This is a genomic window from Limosilactobacillus reuteri (genome assembly GCF_020785355.1).
Lineage (GTDB): Bacteria > Bacillota > Bacilli > Lactobacillales > Lactobacillaceae > Limosilactobacillus > Limosilactobacillus reuteri_I.
On record NZ_JAJGVH010000062.1, the window covers coordinates 15131 to 33124 of the forward strand.

The window sequence follows — 17994 nt, forward strand, 5'->3', positions numbered from 1 at the left end:
TAGTAATACAGTATTTTAAGAAAAGGGATGAGAGGATGGATAAAATTATTGCGTTGACCCGTCAACAGCGAGAAGATATTTTACAACAGTTAAGGCCAGACCAGGTTCAGGCATTGAGTGAGTTTACGCGTTATGCGATGCTATCGCGTTTTCATACCCACCACTATCTCAAACAGACTGACTGGGAGTTTCAGGGGATGGTAATTGACCCATGGTATCAGCGACAACATGATCATCCTGGCGACAACCTCTATTGTGATTGTGGTCGGCGTTTAAAAAATCAATTTATCCTACGTTCGCGGACAACCGGTCGGCAGTTATTTTTGGGCATCTCTCACTTTCAGCAGCATGCCAGTATTCCTCAAAAGGTTGCAAGAGAGATTCAGGCCGGAATTAACGAAATTAATCTGTATATGGATAGCATTCTTTTGGCTTATCAAGCTGGGCGGCGTTTTCCACAAGAGATATTCCAGTTTATTGTTGATCGGCAGGGATTTAAGAACCACGAAGGAACGATCCTTTACCAGCGATGTAACTTGTTTAGTCGAGTTGACCTTCCACTCCACCAACGCGATTATCAAGATCTGCAAACCTTATATCACCAATTAAAACAAGGAATTACCCACCGCCTTACCAAAGAAGAGATTGAGCAATTACGAGATAATATTGCAACGGATTGGCGACAAGTCGACCAGCAGATTACGATGTTTAATTACCTCCTCCGTCAACACGGTCTCACAGTTCAAGATATTCATCGGATTAAGAGTAATTCAATTAACTATGCTTTACAGCGCCGAAAAACCCGTTTCTTGATTCATGATCATAAACAGTTTAAGGATGTGACTTTGACGAAGGCACGGAACCAATTAGCAATTAAATTACGGCAGTTATCATTCTATCTCCAAATATTCCAGCAAAATGAGTTAGCGAAAGTACAGTGTGACCAAGCACGACAAGTATTAATCGCTCATAAGATGAGTAGTCCTAAATCACATTTCTTTGGGATAAAAGAGGCACAAATTTTACTAAAAAGTAAATATACAATATAATGCTATTGAGAACGATTTCATTGAATAGATTGACTTTAAAAATATATTTGTCTTCAAAGATAATAATATGATAAATGAATTCGAGGTTTTCTTTTGAGATTGCTTTTTCCTCATGTTATAATTTGTGATGAATATTACAATACTTTGTACGCGGGAGTGGGTTAATGATGAATCAAGAAACTAATCATGGCATTACTTATTCTTTAAGCCTTTTGCGCAACGGCGATTACTCTAAAGCTCTTTTCTGGCTGGGAGTAAAACCGTTAGACTTTGATGATTTGCACGAATTGTTGACTAATATTTCTGATAATCAATTGATAACAATACTTGAGGAATTGCAAGCCAAATATTTGATCAGTCCGATTAAAGAAGCTGGTTGTTTTGTTCTCACGGAAGGTGGTCAAGAATTTGCCCGTCTCGTTATGTCTTTGGGAGTATGGGGACGTCAACAAATGGATGAAAATGGTGGCAATGATAGCGTTCAAGTTGTGCTTCCTGATTCTTCCATGGAGCAAACAGAACTATTAAAGTATCGAAATGCGGTTGAACAGTATATTTAGTTTTACAAACTCTACACGGATAAAAAATAAATCAAATTAATTACACTAATAAAACAAAAGCCTATGAGACTATCAATTCTCGTAGGCTTTTTTTAGTAGTTATATTTTTATGAAAATAAAAGCCTTATTTCTTGTAATAATTAATATAAATAGTATTATAAAAGTGAATATTAGTGAAAAGGCTTTAATAATCATTTAGCAATTACGTGTTTATTATCAATGTTTCATTAATAAATCAATTAGCAGTAAAGGAGGAATTATATTTTGCATATTAATAGTGGTGACACAGCCTTTATGATGCTTTGTACGGCAATGGTTTGTCTGATGACGCCAGGCCTCGCCTTCTTTTATGGCGGTTTAGCTCGTAAGCGCAGTGTCTTATATATCATGATGCAATCATTTATTTCAATGGGAATCGTTACACTGATTTGGATCTACGGTGGATTTGGTCTTGCATTTGGAAAAGATGAGGGGGGAGTAATCGGACGGATTTCTGATTACTTTGCTTTAGCTAATGTTGGATTAGTACCAAGTTCAGTTCACGCTGCTTCTATTCCATTTACTTTATTCTTCCTATTCCAGTTAATGTTTTGTGTAATCACAGTTCCATTAATTAGTGGAGCCTTTGCAGAACGACTGAATATGAAAGGGTATATTCTTCTCGATATTTTCTGGACATACCTTGTTTATATTCCAGTATGTCACTGGGTATGGGGTAATGGTTTCTTAGCAAAGTGGGGCTTTGTTGACTTTGCTGGTGGAACGGTTATTCATACCACTGCTGGTTTTGCCGCCTTAGCAAGTATTATTGTGCTTGGTAAACGGAAATTAAAGCAGGCAGGAATGAAGCCAAGTAATTTGATGGCTGCCGCGATCGGAACCGGACTTCTTTGGTTTGGCTGGTTTGGCTTTAATTCAGGCGGGGCCTTAAAAGCAGGTGCGCTATCTACCAAGGCTTTTGCTAATACTGCAATCGGACTAGCTAGCGGAATGATTGTATGGGTCTTATATGCCAAGTTTGTTCGTGGGAAGGCTAATTTTATTGATGTTTTAACTGGTTCAGTTGCCGGTTTAGCTACAATTACCCCTTGTGCTGGATACATTAATCCTGCTGCCGCGGTCTTAGTTGGTTTAGCAGCTGGGATTATCTGTAATGTGGCTGTTAGTCTTCAAGAAAAGATTGGCTGGGATGACGCGCTTGGTGTTTGGGGAGTTCACGGTATCGGTGGATTCACTGGAACAATTTTAATTGGTATCTTAGCAGATAAAACCGTTAATGGTGTTGCTGCAAGTGGTCACCAATTCTTGATCCAAGCTGGTGGCGTTATCTTGGTTGCTGCTTATTCGTTTGCAATTACCTATATCTTGCTTAAGGTTTTAGGTGCAATTACTAATATTCGTCCTTCTGATGAAATTATTCAAGAAGGTCTTGATCAAACGTTGCTTAATGAAACGACATACGACATTGATTAGTACTCTTTAACTCGTCTCAATGAAAGGAGGCGAAAATGAATTGTTAGGTTGTATATTGCTTTATGTCGGCATGGTACTGATGAGTAATGGTTTCTATGCTGTAGAAGACATAAAGGATAAATCGATTGTGGTTATGAACTTCTTTACCGGTGGTCTCAGTTTAACTCTTAATATCGTTGCGTTATCTTGGGGAATTATTAACAATAAACCGGCAAGTTGGTTCTATGCCAGTGCCACTGGGTTGCTATTCGCATTTACTTATCTTTATGTAGCTTTTAACACTCTCTGTGATTTTGACCAACGACTTTATGGCTGGTTTAGTTTGTTTGTTGCGATCAATTCAATTCCAGCTGGGATCCTTTGTTTCCAAAATTATGGTGGAAATTGGATGTATGGAATCATCTGGTGGGCCTGGGGAATTCTCTGGTTAACAGGATTCTTGACTAACAATCTAAAAATAAATCTTGGGAAGTTTCCAGGATATTTAGGAATTATTGAAGGAATTTGTACAGCATGGATTCCAGGATTCTTAATGCTCCTGAACTGCTGGCCTAACTAACACAATTTAGGCAGAAAGGAAGGATATACAATGAGGCTCACAAAGCGTGAACAGGAAAAAATGATGATTAGTTTAGCCGGAATGGTTGCTGAAAAGCGTAAGGACCGTGGGTTAAAGCTAAATGAACCTGAAGCAGTTGCTTTAATCACCAGTCGTTTAATGGAAGGTGCCCGTGATGGTAAGACCGTGGGTGACTTGATGAACGCTGGGGCTACTTGGTTAACTAAGGATGACGTTATGGAAGGTGTTCCAGAAATGATCCCAATGATCCAAGTTGAAGCAACATTCCCTGATGGCACTAAGCTAATTACTGTTACTGACCCAATTCGTTAATTATTAGCATAGATAAAAGGAGGAAACAAAATGGTTCCTGGAGAATACAAATTACAACCAGATAAAGTTCCATACAATGTTGGTTACGATGACATTTCGCTCAAAGTAAAAAACGTTGGTGACCGTCCTGTCCAAGTTGGTTCAGAATATCACTTCTATGAAGCTAATGAAGAAGGGCTCCAATTCGACCGTAGTCAAGCCTGGGGTAAGCACCTTGATATTCCAGCTGGTACTGCCATTCGGCTAGAAGCTGGTGAAGAGCGGACTGTTAAGTTAATTGATTTTGGTGGTAAGCGCCGTGTATTCGGTTTTAACAACAAGGTCAACGGTTGGCTTGATGTTGATAAGAAGGCCGATACCTTTAATGGATACCCATTTGAAAAGAGTTATCCTGAAGAGAAGTAAAGAGGAGGTAAAGTTATGAGTTTTGATATGGATCACGAGCAGTTTGCCTCATTTTATGGACCAACTACTGGCGATAGTGTACGACTAGGCGACACTGATCTGTTTGCCAAGATTGAAAAAGACCTAACAGTTCATGGTCAAGAAAGTCTTTTTGGTGGTGGAAAAGTTCTTCGTGACGGTATGGGTGTTAGTGCTACTGAAACACGTGCCGAGAATCCAATGGTTGCTGATTTAATTATTTCTGATGCAATTATTATTGACTGGACTGGTATTTACAAAGCCGATATTGGTATTCGTGATGGTAAGATCTTAGCCATTGGTAAGGGTGGTAACCCAGACGTCATGGATAACGTTGATTTCATTGTTGGTGCAAGTACTGAAGCCATTTCTGGTGAAGGAATGATTGTTACTGCTGGTGGAATTGACTTACACGTTCACTACATTACACCATCAATTGCCCAAGCAGCTTTGGATAACGGTATTACAACCCTCTTTGGTGGTGGTACTGGTCCTGCCAATGGTACTCGTTCAGCTACTTGTAACCCAGGTGCTTGGTATACTCATCGGATGTTACAAGCCGTTGATAACGCACCTATTAACTATGGATTGATGGCTAAGGGTTCTGGTGATCGTCCAGAACTAATTGGTGAACAAGTTGAAGCTGGTTGTGCTGCTATTAAGACCCACGAAGACTGGGGTGCAACTGCAGCCGGAATTGAAAACTCAATTGCTGCTGCTAACAAGTATGATGTTCAATACGCTGTCCACACTGACTCATTGAACGAAGGTGGATTCGTTGAAAATACTATCAATGCGTTCGATGGCAACACAGTTCACACATTCCACACAGAAGGTGCCGGTGGTGGACACGCTCCTGACATTATGGTTGTCTGTGGTCAAGACAACGTTCTTCCATCATCAACTACGCCAACTAACCCATATTGTAAGAACACTCTTGACGAATTGTTCTACATGACAATGGTTTGCCACAACCTTAATCCAAAGATTCCTGATGACGTTGCCTTTGCTGAATCACGGATTCGGAAGCAAACTGAAGCTGCTGAAGACGTTCTCCAAGACATGGGTGCCCTTAGTATGATGACTTCTGATGCGCAAGCTATGGGACGTGTTGGAGAAGTTGCAATGCGGACTTGGCAGTTAGCAAGCAAGATGAAGAAGGTTCGTGGACCATTAGATGGCGATTCCAAGTACGATGATAACAACCGGATTAAGCGTTACGTTGCTAAATACACAATTAACCCAGCTATCTGTAATGGTATTTCCGATTATGTTGGTTCAATTGAAGTTGGTAAGTATGCCGACTTAAACATTTGGAACCCACAATACTTTGGAACTAAGCCAGATATGGTTATCAAGAACGGAATGATCACATACGGTATTGCCGGTGACCCAAGTTCAAGTCTTCCAACACCTGAACCAGTTCTTGAACGGTTCCTTTACGGTGCTGAAGGCCGAGCTGTTAACCATACATGTGTAACTTATGTATCTCAATATGCATATGACCATGGTATTAAGGAACAACTTGGTTTGAACAAGACGATCTTACCTGTTCACAATACACGGAGCCTTACTAAGGCTAACATGAAGCTTAACAACTACACTCCAAAGACGATTGAAATTGATCCACAAACTTACAAAGTAACGATTGATGGTGAGCTGATCACTTGTGATGCTGCACCAACATTGCCATTAACTCAACGTTACTACCTATACTAATCTAATTTAGATTTATCCAGGGGATTGGGAGCCGTGCCCCAATCTCCTTTTATAAAAATATATAAAAAGAGGTTTTATACTTATGGTTTTAACAGAAGTTTATCGTAACGTAGATGATATTCCTAATATTGGTAGTTATCACATTGAAACTGCAATGGTTAAAAGTGATGATTTAATGAAAAATATTCTCCGGGTAAAGACAGATCATGGCAACGAATATGGCATTCGCCTCGATAATGAAGACCAGATTTTAGAGAATGGTTCTGCCTTTAAGCTTGGTGATAAGCAATTGCTTGTCTTGAGCGTAATCGCTGATGAAATGATTGAGATAACGCCACGTGACATTGATGAAATGGGTCTTGTAGCTCACTTCCTTGGCAACTTACACAAGCCAGTCCAAATTAAGGATGGTAAAATTTCACTTCTCTTAGATAAAGTTGTAATTAAAATGCTTGATAAGCATGATATCAATTATGAATTAAAGAAGGTTCAACTAGACCAACCACTTGAGTACCTCGATTTGACAAAGTAAGTAGGGATAGATAATGGAAAATGAATTAACAAAGAAACTCAACTATCTTGAAGTTTTTCAAATTTGTGATTCGACCTTCCCAATCGGTACATTTAATCACTCATTCGGAATGGAAAATTATTTACGAACTAATGTAATTAAAAAAGCTCCTGAGTTTCGTATTTGGCTTGAGAACTACTATCGTTCGCAATTTAGGTTTGGTGAAGGCTTGCTCGTCAAGCTGTGCTATGAAGCCATTGATAAGCATGATTTTGATAAGCTTATTGAATATGATGATCAGATTACGAAATCAACTTTAGCAACTGAAACACGGAATGGGACAAAGCTGATCGCCCACCAAATGATTATTTTAATCGATAAAATTTACGGCGATAAGGTTCCGCACCTAAAAGAATATGCGAAAGCAATTGAAGATGGTAAAGCGTATGGAAACCCCGCAATCGTCTTCTCGATGTTTGCTCATTATAAAGGTGTTCCATTGATGGATGCGTTCTTGATGTACGGATATAGTGTTGCTTCAACGCTGGTCTTGAATGCGGTTCGAGCAATTCCATTAGGGCAGCGTGAAGGACAAGTAATTTTAAACGACCTAATTAAGTTATTAAAGCCATTATATAAGCGGGTAATGAAATTAGATGAATCTTACCTTGGCGCTAATGCTCCTGGTCTTGAGATGGCACAGATTAATCACGAAACACAAGAATCACGGTTGTTCATGTCTTAAGTATTTTGGAAGGGAAGTTAAAATTTATGAAACGTGCAGTACGAATTGGTGTTGGTGGTCCTGTTGGGTCAGGAAAAACGCAATTAATCGAACGGCTTACCCGGCGGATTCATGATGATTATAATATCGCGGTAATTACCAATGATATCTATACTAAGTGGGATGCCGAATATATGGCTAAGAATTCTGTTCTTGATGAAGACCGGATTATTGGGGTTGAAACAGGTGGTTGTCCTCACACTGCCATTCGTGAAGATGCTTCAATGAACATGGCCGCTGTAGAAGAATTAGAGCAACGGTTTAATAATGACCTTGACTTGATCTTTATCGAAAGTGGTGGGGATAACTTAGCGGCAACTTTCAGTCCAGAATTAGTTGATTTCTCAATCTACATTATTGATGTCGCTGAAGGTGAAAAGATTCCACGGAAAGCTGGACAAGGAATGATCAAGTCGGACCTCTTCATTATTAACAAGACAGACTTAGCTAAATATGTCGGCGCTGATCTTGACCGGATGAAGAAAGATTCAGAAAAATTCCGGAATGATGGCAACTTCCTCTTTACTAACTTAAAGAAGGATATTGGTCTTGATGGAGTTGTTGACTGGTTGAAGAAAGATGTATTACTTGAGGACTTGGAAGATGAAAAGTAAAGATTATGATGGCATGATCGACCTCGAATTTACCCATACGAAAGGGCGTGACTTTGCTAAGCGTACTTTCCGAAAAGGCAATTCATGGTTATCATTTTGCCAACCCAATAAAGATAACATTCCATATTACTTTCTCATAACTACAGGTGGCGGATACGTTGAGGGTGAAAAATATCATCATCAAATTACATTAGATGATAATAGTCACGCGATTGTAACTACCCAATCACCAACCTATGTTTATAAGTGTGAAAATCATCAAATGACAACCCAAGAAGATGATTTTCATCTCGGTAAGAATGCAATCTTAGAATTTTATCAAGATGAAACGATTCCATATAAAGATGCATGTTATCGGCAAACAACAACCATCGATATGGAAAAGGGTGCTAAGTTGATTTTAACTGATGGCCTTTCTAAAGGATGGTCACCAGATGGAGCGCCTTTCCAATATGATGAAGTGGGTTTGCAAACAAAAATTAACTATGATGGTCAGTTAGTATATAACGATTATCTGTTGGTTGACCCAGAATCTGATCCAATGCAGGAAATTGGTTATTTTGAAGGTAAACTTAACTTCAATTCTGTTGTTATTATTGATGAAAATATTACGCAAAAGACGGTTGAAGAATTGCGGAAGTATTTGGACCAGTTTGACGTTAATATTCACTATGGTATCTCCCTGCTTGAAAAAGATGGAATGGTGCTGCGGTTATTGAGTGACAGTGCTTTTGAAAACCACAAATTAATGTGGAAGTTTATCAGTTACTACCGTGAAAAGATTCTTCACTTCTCTGAACTCAACTTGCGGAAGAGTGAACACCTTGAACGAGAACAAGCTTAAAGTAGGTAGATAAGAATGAATATTATTGTTACAGATTTACTTGCGGCCGGCGTTGGTGCATTTTTTGGTGGTGGACTACGAAGCCTACTATCAGATGTATTAAATTCTGACTATGATCATTACCGTTGGGGAACCATTATGGCAAACTTAATCGGTTCGTTACTGATTGGCGTCTTTGCCGGAATGGTTACTAGTGATGAGCTGCGGAATACAATGAATGTTTTACTAGCAACTGGCTTTTGTGGTGGATTAACTACTTTTTCTACATTTTCACTAGAAACTTTGAAATACTTCAAAAGTGGTAAAAAGCTTTTAGCCTGGACGTATTGGGTAGGAAGCGTAATTGCCTGCATTTGCTGTGTTTACTTAGGATTATGGTTTCACTCGTGGTTGTAGAAAGGAGTTAGTAAGATGACCAATGGTTTGAAATTGCTAGTAATTGGCTGTGGTTGCTTTTTCGGTGGTGTTCTCCGTTATGCTTGTGAATTGGTTTCAGATTTGTGGATCAATCCACCATTTGCTGATCCGTTAGCAGTCTTAATTGTCAATGCTGTCGGTTGTTTCATTATTGGACTATTTACTGGCTGGGCACTGAAAAAGATTGTACCCAAAGATTGGCATACGATAATTACTACCGGTTTTTGTGGTGGTTTAACAACGTTTTCATCCTTTGCCCAGGGAATAACGGTTTTGTTTATGGGCGGTCATATCTGGGTTGGAATTTTCTATATTCTAGCTGATATGATTTTAGGATTATTTGCTGTTTATGCTGGTCTTTTCCTAGTAATGGGAAAGAATTATGGCGAGGAGCTGTTGAAATAGGTTAAAAGGAGTGGGATTAGTGCATATTCCAGATAATTATTTGAGTCCAGCAACTTGTGCAGTGATGTTTGCGGTCGCTGCGCCAGTAGTTGCAGTCTCGGCTAAAAAAGTCAAAGTGCAGTTAAAAGAACATCGTGAACTTGCACCAATGCTGGGGATTGCGGCCTCATTATCATTTTTGATGATGATGTTTAATGTTCCAGTACCTGGTGGAACGAGTGCACACGCGGTTGGAGGTACGCTGCTTGCAATCTTAATTGGGCCATACGCGGCTAGTATTGCAGTTACAGTCGCACTGATCTTACAGGCGTTTCTCTTTGGTGACGGTGGAATTCTTGCCTTAGGTGCTAATATTTTTAATATGGCGATTATCATGCCGTTTACCGGTTATTGGATTTATAACTTTTTGCGTAAACACCATCACGCAAGCTTAGGAGCGATTATTGGTTCGTATTGTGGTATTAATCTTGCCGCTTTAATGGCAGGGTTTGAGTTAGGAATTCAGCCATTAATTGCGCATACGGCGAGTGGTGCACCCCTATATAATCCGTATCCATTAGCCGTAACGATTCCAGCAATGGCGTTTGCCCATCTAGCAGTAGCAGGATGGATCGAAGCTTTCTTTACCTATGTTGTTTATGTTTTTGTCAAGAAAGTTGCGCCTGCTGAAATTTACAAGAATGATCAGCAAAAAACGCCTAAAAAAGGCTCCCTTAAATATCTGGTATATGTCATTATTGGTTTAGTTGTCCTTTCACCAATTGGATTGCTCGCTAGTGGAACGGCTTTTGGTGAATGGGATAAGACTGAGTTGCTTCACCGCTTAAAATTAGAACATATTTCAAGTTCAGTACCTGCAGGGATGAATCATGGCTTTAACTATACAGCATTGTTTGGCGACTATACGATTCCCGGAACAAGTTTGCCAATTGGCTATATTTTAAGCGCGATTACAGCAATATTAATTTTCTTCTTAATAAGTAAGGTGCTGATGGCAGTCTATGGTTCAACAAACAAAGCCCCAAATAAATAACCAACCTAAAAATAAACCAATAGAAAAGTTACCAGTCTGGTTGATGAATTCAGAGCGGCATCAAGTTCCCCTAACAAAGGGGCGGTTAGTGCAAGATAACTTGAGCAAATTTGCCGCATTGGTTGCTTTTCTTACACGCATTACGCCGGTTTATTCTGCTAAGAATTCACCATGGGTTCGAATTGTTGAACTGATCGGTTTAACAATTTTGATCGTATTATCATCACAAGTTATGTTTTTATGGTTAATGCTAATCCTGATGTTAGTTCACCTGCTTATTTTGCCTGGCTCGGTAATAATTACAATTAGTAAAAAGCTTTGTAAATTATTGCTTGTTTCATTAGTTGTCCTTTTACCAAGTTTATTATTACAGGCAAATAATATTGGATTATTTTTAGCGCGGATTGCACTAATCATGTTAAATATTTCCATATTCTTAAGTATTACTTCTTGGCCGCAATTCATTCAAGGATTGAAACAATTACATTTACCGAATGTCATCATTCTAACTCTTGATATTACAATGAAATATGTTTATACATTAGGTGTTTATATCCAGGAATTATTAAGCAGTATTAAATTACGGACATTTGGACAACACGTAAATCGGCGTGTTTTAGGCGTAATTATCGGACAAGTATATCTATCAGCAAAGAAGCGAACCAGTGACCTTTACCAAGCAATGTTATTACGGGGATATAATAGTAATAATGTTGCGAGTTGGAGACTTAGTTGGAATAAATATGACGTTATTAGTATGGGAGAATTGTTACTAGCAATTGTTGCATACTGCTTAATACGAGGAGTGGTTGCATGATCAAAATAGCTAACGGAGCTTATACTTATGGAACGCAAACGGGTTTTCATGATGTAAATATCAATGTTAATCGTGGGGATGCGGTCTGTATCATGGGTCCAAACGGGTCTGGAAAATCGACACTATTGAAAACAATTGTGGGACTATTTAGTTTGGAGAATGGTAAATATACATTTAATGACCAGACGATCGATAAGAAGTTTTTAAAAGATTCAACTAAAACTGGTCCATTTTATCAAAAGTTTGGCTTTGTCTTCCAGAATAGTGACATTCAATTATTTAATACCAGTGTAACTGATGAGATTGCATTTGGTCCCCAACATTTAGGACTTCCGCAGCATGAAATTGATCAACGAGTAAATGATTGTTTGAAACTTCTGAAAATTGAACGGCTACGTGATCGGGTTCCTTATCACCTTTCTGGTGGGGAACAAAAACTCGTGGCGATTGCGAGTGTTCTGGCAATGAATCCTGACATTGTAATTCTTGATGAACCGTTTAATGGTTTATCGCCAAAATATCGGGCATTGATAACTCAGATTGTTAACCAGCTTCATCATGCGGGAAAAACAATTATTATTTCGAGCCACCATTTTAACCAGATTAGATCATTAGTAGATCGGGTTTATGTTTTTTCTGAAGACCATACTATTACCCGGGAAATAACTGCAGATCAATTAGAAGAAATGCCCCGCTTTATTGATTACTTAGATAATTTATAAAATGAGAGATGTTTGTAACAAAAAATGAATGAGGCTATTGAAAAAACTTTTGCTTTTTTCAATAGCCTCTTCATATATAAACATTATTTAAGATATCGTGGAACTAACCCACCGCCTTGTCGAGGAGGTTAATTCTCAACTCCCTTTTATTTTAAACAAATTTATATCCAAATCCCCGTACTGTGAGCAGGTGAGTAGGGTGTTGGGAATCATCTTCAAGCTTATCGCGGAGGTGGCTGATATGAATGTCAACGATCCGTGAAGTATCAAGGATATCGTATCCCCAGATCCCATTAACGAGTTGATCCCGATTTAATACCTGTCCTTTATGGTCGACTAAGTAGGAAAGTAGTTGAAATTCCTTAGGTGTTAAAGCGATTGTTTTATCATTTTTAGTAACAGTATAAGTTTCTTGATTAATTTCCCATGATCCAGTAGTTATTACTGGGTCATTTTTGGTTGTATTATCATCAGCTAATGAATGCATCTGTGGATAGTGGTAAGTCCACAAGCGTTGCTGAATTAAGGGGCGGAAAACACTGGGAAGGAGAGGAAATTCAATTATATCATCAACATGTGCCCGGTATAATTTTCGTTGAATGCGTTCCGTAAGACGAGGAGTAAAAACGGTAATTGGTCCTTGGACTTGCGACCTAATAAGGGTCATGGTAGCAATCGTGGTATCTAAGCTTACCTCCGTCATATCCCACCAAATTCCGCTAATTTGATTTTTTTCTAAGGCTACTACTAAGCCCGTCGGAGTAGTCACGAGCTCATAGGCCCAGTGTTCTTTTTTACAAATAGCTTGTAACTGTTGGACGAGATCGTCTTGCTGGCTCATTAGCAAAAATTTCTTGGTCATAATACTTTCTCCAAAATTTACATAACCTTTACATTACAAAGATTAAAAATTTACATCGACTTGCTATTCTCTATTTGTACCATACGAAATATATGAAAACAACTAATAAACAGGTAGGAATAGTAATGAAAAAAACGATTATCGGGGTTGTTGTCGTCGCAATAGTTTGTTGGCTAGGCGGGTCATGGGTACTCGCTAAGCAACAACCATCACAAGAAAAAATTACCATTGTCGGCTCAACAGCTCTTCAACCATTAGCTGAAGCAGTTGCAAATGATTACCGAACTAAGCATCCCCAAACCAGCATTATTGTACAGGGTGGCGGTTCAGGAACCGGTCTTAGTCAGGTACAAGCAGGAGCAGTAAATATCGGATCTGCTGATATCTTTGCTGACCAGCAAGATGGGATTAATGCCAATAAATTAGATGACAATATTGTTGCTGTTTCGGGAATAGTACCAATTGTTAATGAAGAGCTTGGGATTAAGAATTTGACAATGAAGCAGCTTCAGCAAATTTTTACTGGTCAAATTACGAATTGGCAAGAAGTTGGCGGACCTGATTTGCCAATTACAGTTATTAATCGTGCTCATGGGAGTGGAACTCGGGTTGCGTTTGAACAAACAGTATTGAAACCAGGGATGCAGGCAGTGAATGCTCAAGAACAAGATTCAAACGGGACAGTCAAAGAAATTATTAGAAATACACCAGGGGCAATCAGCTATATTGCATTTGCCTATCTTAATGACCAAGTTCAGTCAGTTAACCTTGATGGAGTAGCGCCAACTGCTGATAATGTTACAACTAATAAGTGGCCATTATGGTCATATGAGCATATGTACACGCAAAAACAACCATCCCAATCAACTGCAAGTTTCATTAAATATATGCAAAGCGAGAAAGTCCAAAAGACGCTCGTAACAGAAGCTCACTATATTAGCATTCATGATATGAAAGTTGAAAAAACGCCAACTGGGAAAGTAACTGAAAGGAAATAGTACGATGGAAGACTTACGACAACGTTTGACACAGCCCTCGGTTGAAAGTAAGCAGGAAGCCTCAGGGAAAGTAATTAGTTATCTGGCGATTACTTTAATTGGGGGACTAGTGGCAACGATCTTAATCTTTTTAACTTGGAAAGGAATTGCCCTTTTTACTGGCAATCACTATTCATTGTGGGAATTTCTAAGTGGGATTAAATGGCGGCCAAGTGATCATGTATTCGGCGCGTTGCCGATGATCGCTACTTCTTTTAGCGTTACTCTTTTGTCAGGAATAATTGCTTTGCCGCTTGCCTTAGTAGTTGCTATTGCAATCACAGAGATTTTGCCATCAACCGCATATAAGTTTCTCCAACCGACCATTGAATTATTAGTCGGAATTCCATCCGTCGTATATGGATATGTTGGGTTAACAGTAATCGTTCCCTTCTTACGTCGCTTTTTCGGCGGCACTGGCTTTGGAATTCTCGCTGCTACTTGTGTATTATTTTTGATGATTTTACCAACAATGACTTCGATGACAATTGATAGTTTTAGGGCAGTTCCTAAACAATATCGTAATGCGTCTGCGGGGCTGGGAGCAACTCGCTGGCAAACGATTTCGCGGGTGATTATTCCGAGTGCCAAAAGCGGGATTTTAACCGCAATGGTATTTGGAATGGCCCGGGCATTTGGTGAAGCCTTAGCCGTTCAAATGGTAATTGGAAACACGACGGTAATGCCAACGGGATTGATGCATTCGGCGGCAACCTTGACTAGTGTTTTGACTACCGGAATTGGAAACACAGTCATGGGGACGATCTCAAACAATGCGCTCTGGTCCTTAGCTTTAATTCTGTTAGTAATGTCCTTGGCCTTCAATCTGTTAATGCGGCTCGTTAGCCGGAAAGGGGTAAAATAATGCGTCCAGAAAAAGTAGATCGGTTGGCAACCGTGATTATTTTAACTTTAACCGGTTTAGTAGGGTTAGTTTTATTTGCCTTGTTAGCGTATTTATTACTATCAGGAATTCCCCATATTTCTTGGCATTTCTTAACGTCAAGCGCTGAATCATTTAGAAGTGGTGGGGGAATTCGTGATCAATTGTTTAATTCTCTTTACCTGGTTGTTTTAACATTAATCGTTTCGATTCCTTTAGCATTGTGTGCTGCCATTTACTTAAGCGAATACGCACCAGATAATCGGTGGACAAACTTATTACGCTTGGCGATTGAAGTTTTAAGTTCATTACCATCAGTAGTAGTGGGATTATTTGGTTACTTAGTCTTTGTTTTGCAATGGGGGTTAGACTTCTCCTTACTTGCTGGGGCATTGGCCTTAACAATTTTGAACTTGCCAATTTTAACGCGGGCATGTGAAGACGCCCTTCGCCAAGTTCCTTACCTTCAACGCCAGGCTGGGTTGGGATTAGGAATGTCAAAGTGGCGAGTAACAACTAAAATTGTTTTACCAGCTGCTTTACCGGGAATTATTACGGGAGCGATCCTAAGTGCTGGCCGTATTTTTGGGGAAGCTGCTGCCTTAATCTACACGGCCGGGCAGAGTTCACCGGCAATTAGCTATACCGATTGGAACCCATTTAGTCCTACCAGTTTCTTAAATCCATTACGACCAGCCGAAACTTTAGCTGTCCATATCTGGAAAGTTAACAGTGAAGGACTGGTTCCAGATGCCCGTGCTGTTTCAAATGGTTCAGTAGCGGTTTTGATTCTAACAATTTTAATCTTTAACCTATTAGCTAGATATATTGGTTATTTAATTAAGCGACGACTTGCAAAGTGAGGATAAAAGAATGGAAAATTCAGTTGCTCTTGAAGTGAAAAATTTACAAGTATTATATGGTGATAAACACGTTGTTCATGACGTTTCAATGAAATTTCCGGCCAACAAGATTACGGCAATGATTGGGGCTTCTGGTTCAGGAAAGTCAACATTGTTACGAAGCCTTAACCGGATGAACGATGATTTAGCAACGGTCAAAGGTGAAATTAATTTTCATGACTTGAATATTAACCAGCCTAAAGTTAATGTTTACCGGATTCGTCAACAAATTGGCATGGTCTTCCAGCAACCGACGCCTTTCCCCTTATCAATCTACGAGAATGTTATTTATGGATTACGGCTTGCCGGAGTAAAGGACCGGCAAATTCTTGATCAACGAGTAGAGGAGAGTTTGCGTCAGGCCGCTTTGTGGGAAGAAGTCAAAGATCACTTAAAAGAAAGTGCGCTCGCCTTATCAGGAGGCCAGCAACAACGACTTTGTATCGCGCGGACACTGGCAGTTCAACCAGAAATTATCTTGATGGATGAACCAACAAGTGCCCTTGATCCGGTTTCGACTTCGCAAATTGAAGATACTCTAGTACAATTAAAAGAGAAATTTACGATTATTATGGTTACCCATAATATGCAGCAAGCATCACGTTCAGCAGACTGGACAGCTTTTATGCACCAAGGAAAATTAATTGAATTTAACCAGACGGCAGATATCTTTATGAATCCTCAACAACAACAAACGGCGGATTACCTTAGTGGAAAATTTGGTTAGGAGTGAAAACATGGGAGCAATTTTTGACGATGAATTAAAACGGCTGCGGAGCCACTTCATGGAAATGGGAATTGACGCTAGTGAGCAGATCTATCAAGCAACAAAGGCGTTTACGGATCATGATGCGGACTTAGCGGATAAGGTTTTAACAACTGATACAAAGATTAACGACGAAGAAATTCATTTGGAAAAACAGGCGTTGAAGCTAATGGCATTGCAAAATCCGGTTGCAACCGACTTTCGGAAAATTATCAGTATCTTAAAAGCTAGTACTGATATCGAAAGATTAGGTGATTATTCCACCCATATTGCTCGTGCTGCGATTACCTTGAGCAAATTTGAACATCATGAAGACATCGAACAGCCGATTGAACAGATGATGATGATTGTTCGCAAAATGCTTGAACGAATCCTTGATGCTTATGTCTATACTGATGAGCAGGTTGCTTATGAGGTTGCCAACGAGGACTTAAAAGTTGATTTACTTTATGTGAAATTACAAAAAGAAATCATGAAAGCACTGGTTAAAGGTGGCGAAGATGTAAAAGCCTATGAAAGTTATTTAGCTGTTCTTCGGAATTTAGAGCGTGCTGGCGACCATATTGTTAATTTGGCAGAATGGATTATTTACAGTGGTTCGGGAAAACTGGTCGAATTAAATCCAGGGAAGGCTGATCCAACGTTAGTCCGGCGAAAATTAACAGGAAATCAGTAATTAAATTAAAAAGCAATCTCAGGGTCAAAGGATGACAGTGAGGTTGCTTTTTGATTAGAAAGCTTAAATATAGAGATTGCTTTGTAACTGTGTATTAATGAATATTCTATTTTTGGATCAAACAACAGCGCTTCTAAGAATAATGAGAAACGCAAAAAGAGAATTACTTAGTTAAAAGTATTAGTGATATGATTCCAAGCGATTTAATCGTTTTGATAAAGGAAGAAAAGTAGCTATAAAGTAAATTAAATAACTTAAATGATACCGCTAAACTTAACTAACAAAGTAAAAACTTCTGCTCCTTTCTATAAAGTTTGATAAATAAAATCCAATGAAACAATAGCTTATAAATAGCCATAAAATCATCGCTGCTGACCAATGGGGTGTGATCAGGAATAATAAATTCATTTCTTTTAAACAAATTTATCAAAACTTATTTATCACCCTTATATTAGCCTTTTTTTTTTTTTCAACACCAATTGCATAAAAATATTTATTTTTCTAAATTATAATATAATGAGGTGGATATAATGAAAATTATTAGAAGAAATCAATGATATTGTCTATCAAATGCCGGAAAGAATTTTAATCTGATAAAGACAAGG

Annotated in this window: 22 protein-coding genes; 21 read left to right on the forward strand and 1 reads right to left on the reverse strand. The window is 39.0% G+C overall.

Annotated features, from left to right (window positions below):
• Window positions 1-35 precede the first annotated feature (35 nt).
• The 16 genes from LMB56_RS02755 (at window position 36) to LMB56_RS02830 (ending at window position 12263) form a co-directional block, all read left to right on the forward strand.
• Entirely contained in the window at window positions 36-1049 is a 1014-nt protein-coding gene (locus LMB56_RS02755; RefSeq protein WP_229284162.1) for a hypothetical protein, read from the forward strand.
• A 164-nt stretch (window positions 1050-1213) separates the two neighbouring features.
• Entirely contained in the window at window positions 1214-1609 is a 396-nt protein-coding gene (locus tag LMB56_RS02760) for a winged helix-turn-helix transcriptional regulator (RefSeq protein ID WP_229284163.1), read from the forward strand.
• Between the two features lie 294 nt (window positions 1610-1903).
• A complete protein-coding gene (locus LMB56_RS02765) occupies window positions 1904-3082 on the forward strand; it encodes an ammonium transporter (RefSeq protein WP_229284188.1) in 1179 nt (392 codons plus the stop codon).
• A 40-nt stretch (window positions 3083-3122) separates the two neighbouring features.
• Window positions 3123-3641 carry an AmiS/UreI family transporter gene (locus LMB56_RS02770; RefSeq protein ID WP_019253683.1) on the forward strand — a complete coding sequence of 173 codons (519 nt, stop codon included), beginning with the start codon at window positions 3123-3125 and terminating at the stop codon, window positions 3639-3641.
• 30 nt (window positions 3642-3671) lie between these two features.
• The gene (locus tag LMB56_RS02775) at window positions 3672-3974 is read left to right on the forward strand and encodes an urease subunit gamma (RefSeq protein ID WP_035155979.1); all 303 of its coding nucleotides are present in this window, start codon (window positions 3672-3674) and stop codon (window positions 3972-3974) included.
• Between the two features lie 30 nt (window positions 3975-4004).
• On the forward strand, window positions 4005-4379 hold the full coding sequence (locus tag LMB56_RS02780) for an urease subunit beta (RefSeq protein ID WP_035155977.1): 375 nt from the start codon (window positions 4005-4007) through the stop codon (window positions 4377-4379).
• Between the two features lie 15 nt (window positions 4380-4394).
• The gene (gene ureC, locus LMB56_RS02785) at window positions 4395-6116 is read left to right on the forward strand and encodes an urease subunit alpha (protein ID WP_107721743.1); all 1722 of its coding nucleotides are present in this window, start codon (window positions 4395-4397) and stop codon (window positions 6114-6116) included.
• A gap of 82 nt (window positions 6117-6198) precedes the next feature.
• A complete protein-coding gene (locus LMB56_RS02790) occupies window positions 6199-6648 on the forward strand; it encodes an urease accessory protein UreE (RefSeq protein ID WP_003664737.1) in 450 nt (149 codons plus the stop codon).
• A gap of 13 nt (window positions 6649-6661) precedes the next feature.
• Window positions 6662-7372 carry an urease accessory protein UreF gene (locus LMB56_RS02795; protein WP_229282136.1) on the forward strand — a complete coding sequence of 237 codons (711 nt, stop codon included), beginning with the start codon at window positions 6662-6664 and terminating at the stop codon, window positions 7370-7372.
• 26 nt (window positions 7373-7398) lie between these two features.
• The gene (ureG, locus tag LMB56_RS02800; protein ID WP_229272887.1) at window positions 7399-8025 is read left to right on the forward strand and encodes an urease accessory protein UreG; all 627 of its coding nucleotides are present in this window, start codon (window positions 7399-7401) and stop codon (window positions 8023-8025) included.
• Entirely contained in the window at window positions 8015-8869 is an 855-nt protein-coding gene (locus LMB56_RS02805; protein ID WP_229284164.1) for an urease accessory protein UreD, read from the forward strand. The genes ureG and LMB56_RS02805 overlap by 11 nt, the downstream gene beginning before the upstream one ends.
• 15 nt (window positions 8870-8884) lie before the next feature.
• Window positions 8885-9265, forward strand: a complete 381-nt coding sequence (crcB, locus tag LMB56_RS02810; RefSeq protein WP_035154127.1) for a fluoride efflux transporter CrcB — start codon at window positions 8885-8887, stop codon at window positions 9263-9265.
• A 15-nt stretch (window positions 9266-9280) separates the two neighbouring features.
• The gene (crcB, locus tag LMB56_RS02815) at window positions 9281-9691 is read left to right on the forward strand and encodes a fluoride efflux transporter CrcB (RefSeq protein ID WP_003664732.1); all 411 of its coding nucleotides are present in this window, start codon (window positions 9281-9283) and stop codon (window positions 9689-9691) included.
• A 19-nt stretch (window positions 9692-9710) separates the two neighbouring features.
• Window positions 9711-10724 (forward strand): cobalt transporter CbiM, encoded by a 1014-nt coding sequence (gene cbiM / locus LMB56_RS02820; protein WP_229269362.1) that lies wholly within the window; start codon window positions 9711-9713, stop codon window positions 10722-10724.
• Window positions 10693-11541, forward strand: coding sequence for an energy-coupling factor transporter transmembrane component T (locus tag LMB56_RS02825; RefSeq protein ID WP_003664730.1), 849 nt, complete (start codon window positions 10693-10695; stop codon window positions 11539-11541). The genes cbiM and LMB56_RS02825 overlap by 32 nt, the downstream gene beginning before the upstream one ends.
• On the forward strand, window positions 11538-12263 hold the full coding sequence (locus LMB56_RS02830) for an energy-coupling factor ABC transporter ATP-binding protein (RefSeq protein WP_003664727.1): 726 nt from the start codon (window positions 11538-11540) through the stop codon (window positions 12261-12263). The genes LMB56_RS02825 and LMB56_RS02830 overlap by 4 nt, the downstream gene beginning before the upstream one ends.
• Window positions 12264-12414: 151 nt before the next feature.
• Here LMB56_RS02830 and LMB56_RS02835 read toward each other — a convergent pair whose 3' ends face one another.
• Window positions 12415-13125: a winged helix-turn-helix domain-containing protein gene (locus LMB56_RS02835; RefSeq protein ID WP_229284165.1), complete on the reverse strand. Its 711-nt coding sequence runs from the start codon at window positions 13123-13125 to the stop codon at window positions 12415-12417.
• Between the two features lie 125 nt (window positions 13126-13250).
• Here LMB56_RS02835 and LMB56_RS02840 point away from each other — a divergent pair, with 125 nt between their 5' ends.
• From LMB56_RS02840 to phoU, 5 genes are read left to right on the forward strand one after another with little or no spacing between them, the layout of a single operon-like run.
• The gene (locus LMB56_RS02840; protein WP_229284166.1) at window positions 13251-14123 is read left to right on the forward strand and encodes a phosphate ABC transporter substrate-binding protein; all 873 of its coding nucleotides are present in this window, start codon (window positions 13251-13253) and stop codon (window positions 14121-14123) included.
• A 4-nt stretch (window positions 14124-14127) separates the two neighbouring features.
• Window positions 14128-15027: a phosphate ABC transporter permease subunit PstC gene (gene pstC / locus LMB56_RS02845; RefSeq protein WP_003664723.1), complete on the forward strand. Its 900-nt coding sequence runs from the start codon at window positions 14128-14130 to the stop codon at window positions 15025-15027.
• A complete protein-coding gene (gene pstA, locus LMB56_RS02850; protein WP_019253675.1) occupies window positions 15027-15908 on the forward strand; it encodes a phosphate ABC transporter permease PstA in 882 nt (293 codons plus the stop codon). Before pstC ends, pstA begins: the two co-directional genes overlap by 1 nt.
• Before the next feature lie 10 nt (window positions 15909-15918).
• On the forward strand, window positions 15919-16674 hold the full coding sequence (pstB, locus tag LMB56_RS02855; RefSeq protein ID WP_003664719.1) for a phosphate ABC transporter ATP-binding protein PstB: 756 nt from the start codon (window positions 15919-15921) through the stop codon (window positions 16672-16674).
• Between the two features lie 10 nt (window positions 16675-16684).
• Complete coding sequence (gene phoU / locus LMB56_RS02860) at window positions 16685-17389, forward strand: phosphate signaling complex protein PhoU (protein ID WP_003664717.1); 705 nt, start codon at window positions 16685-16687, stop codon at window positions 17387-17389.
• Window positions 17390-17994: the final 605 nt, after the last annotated feature.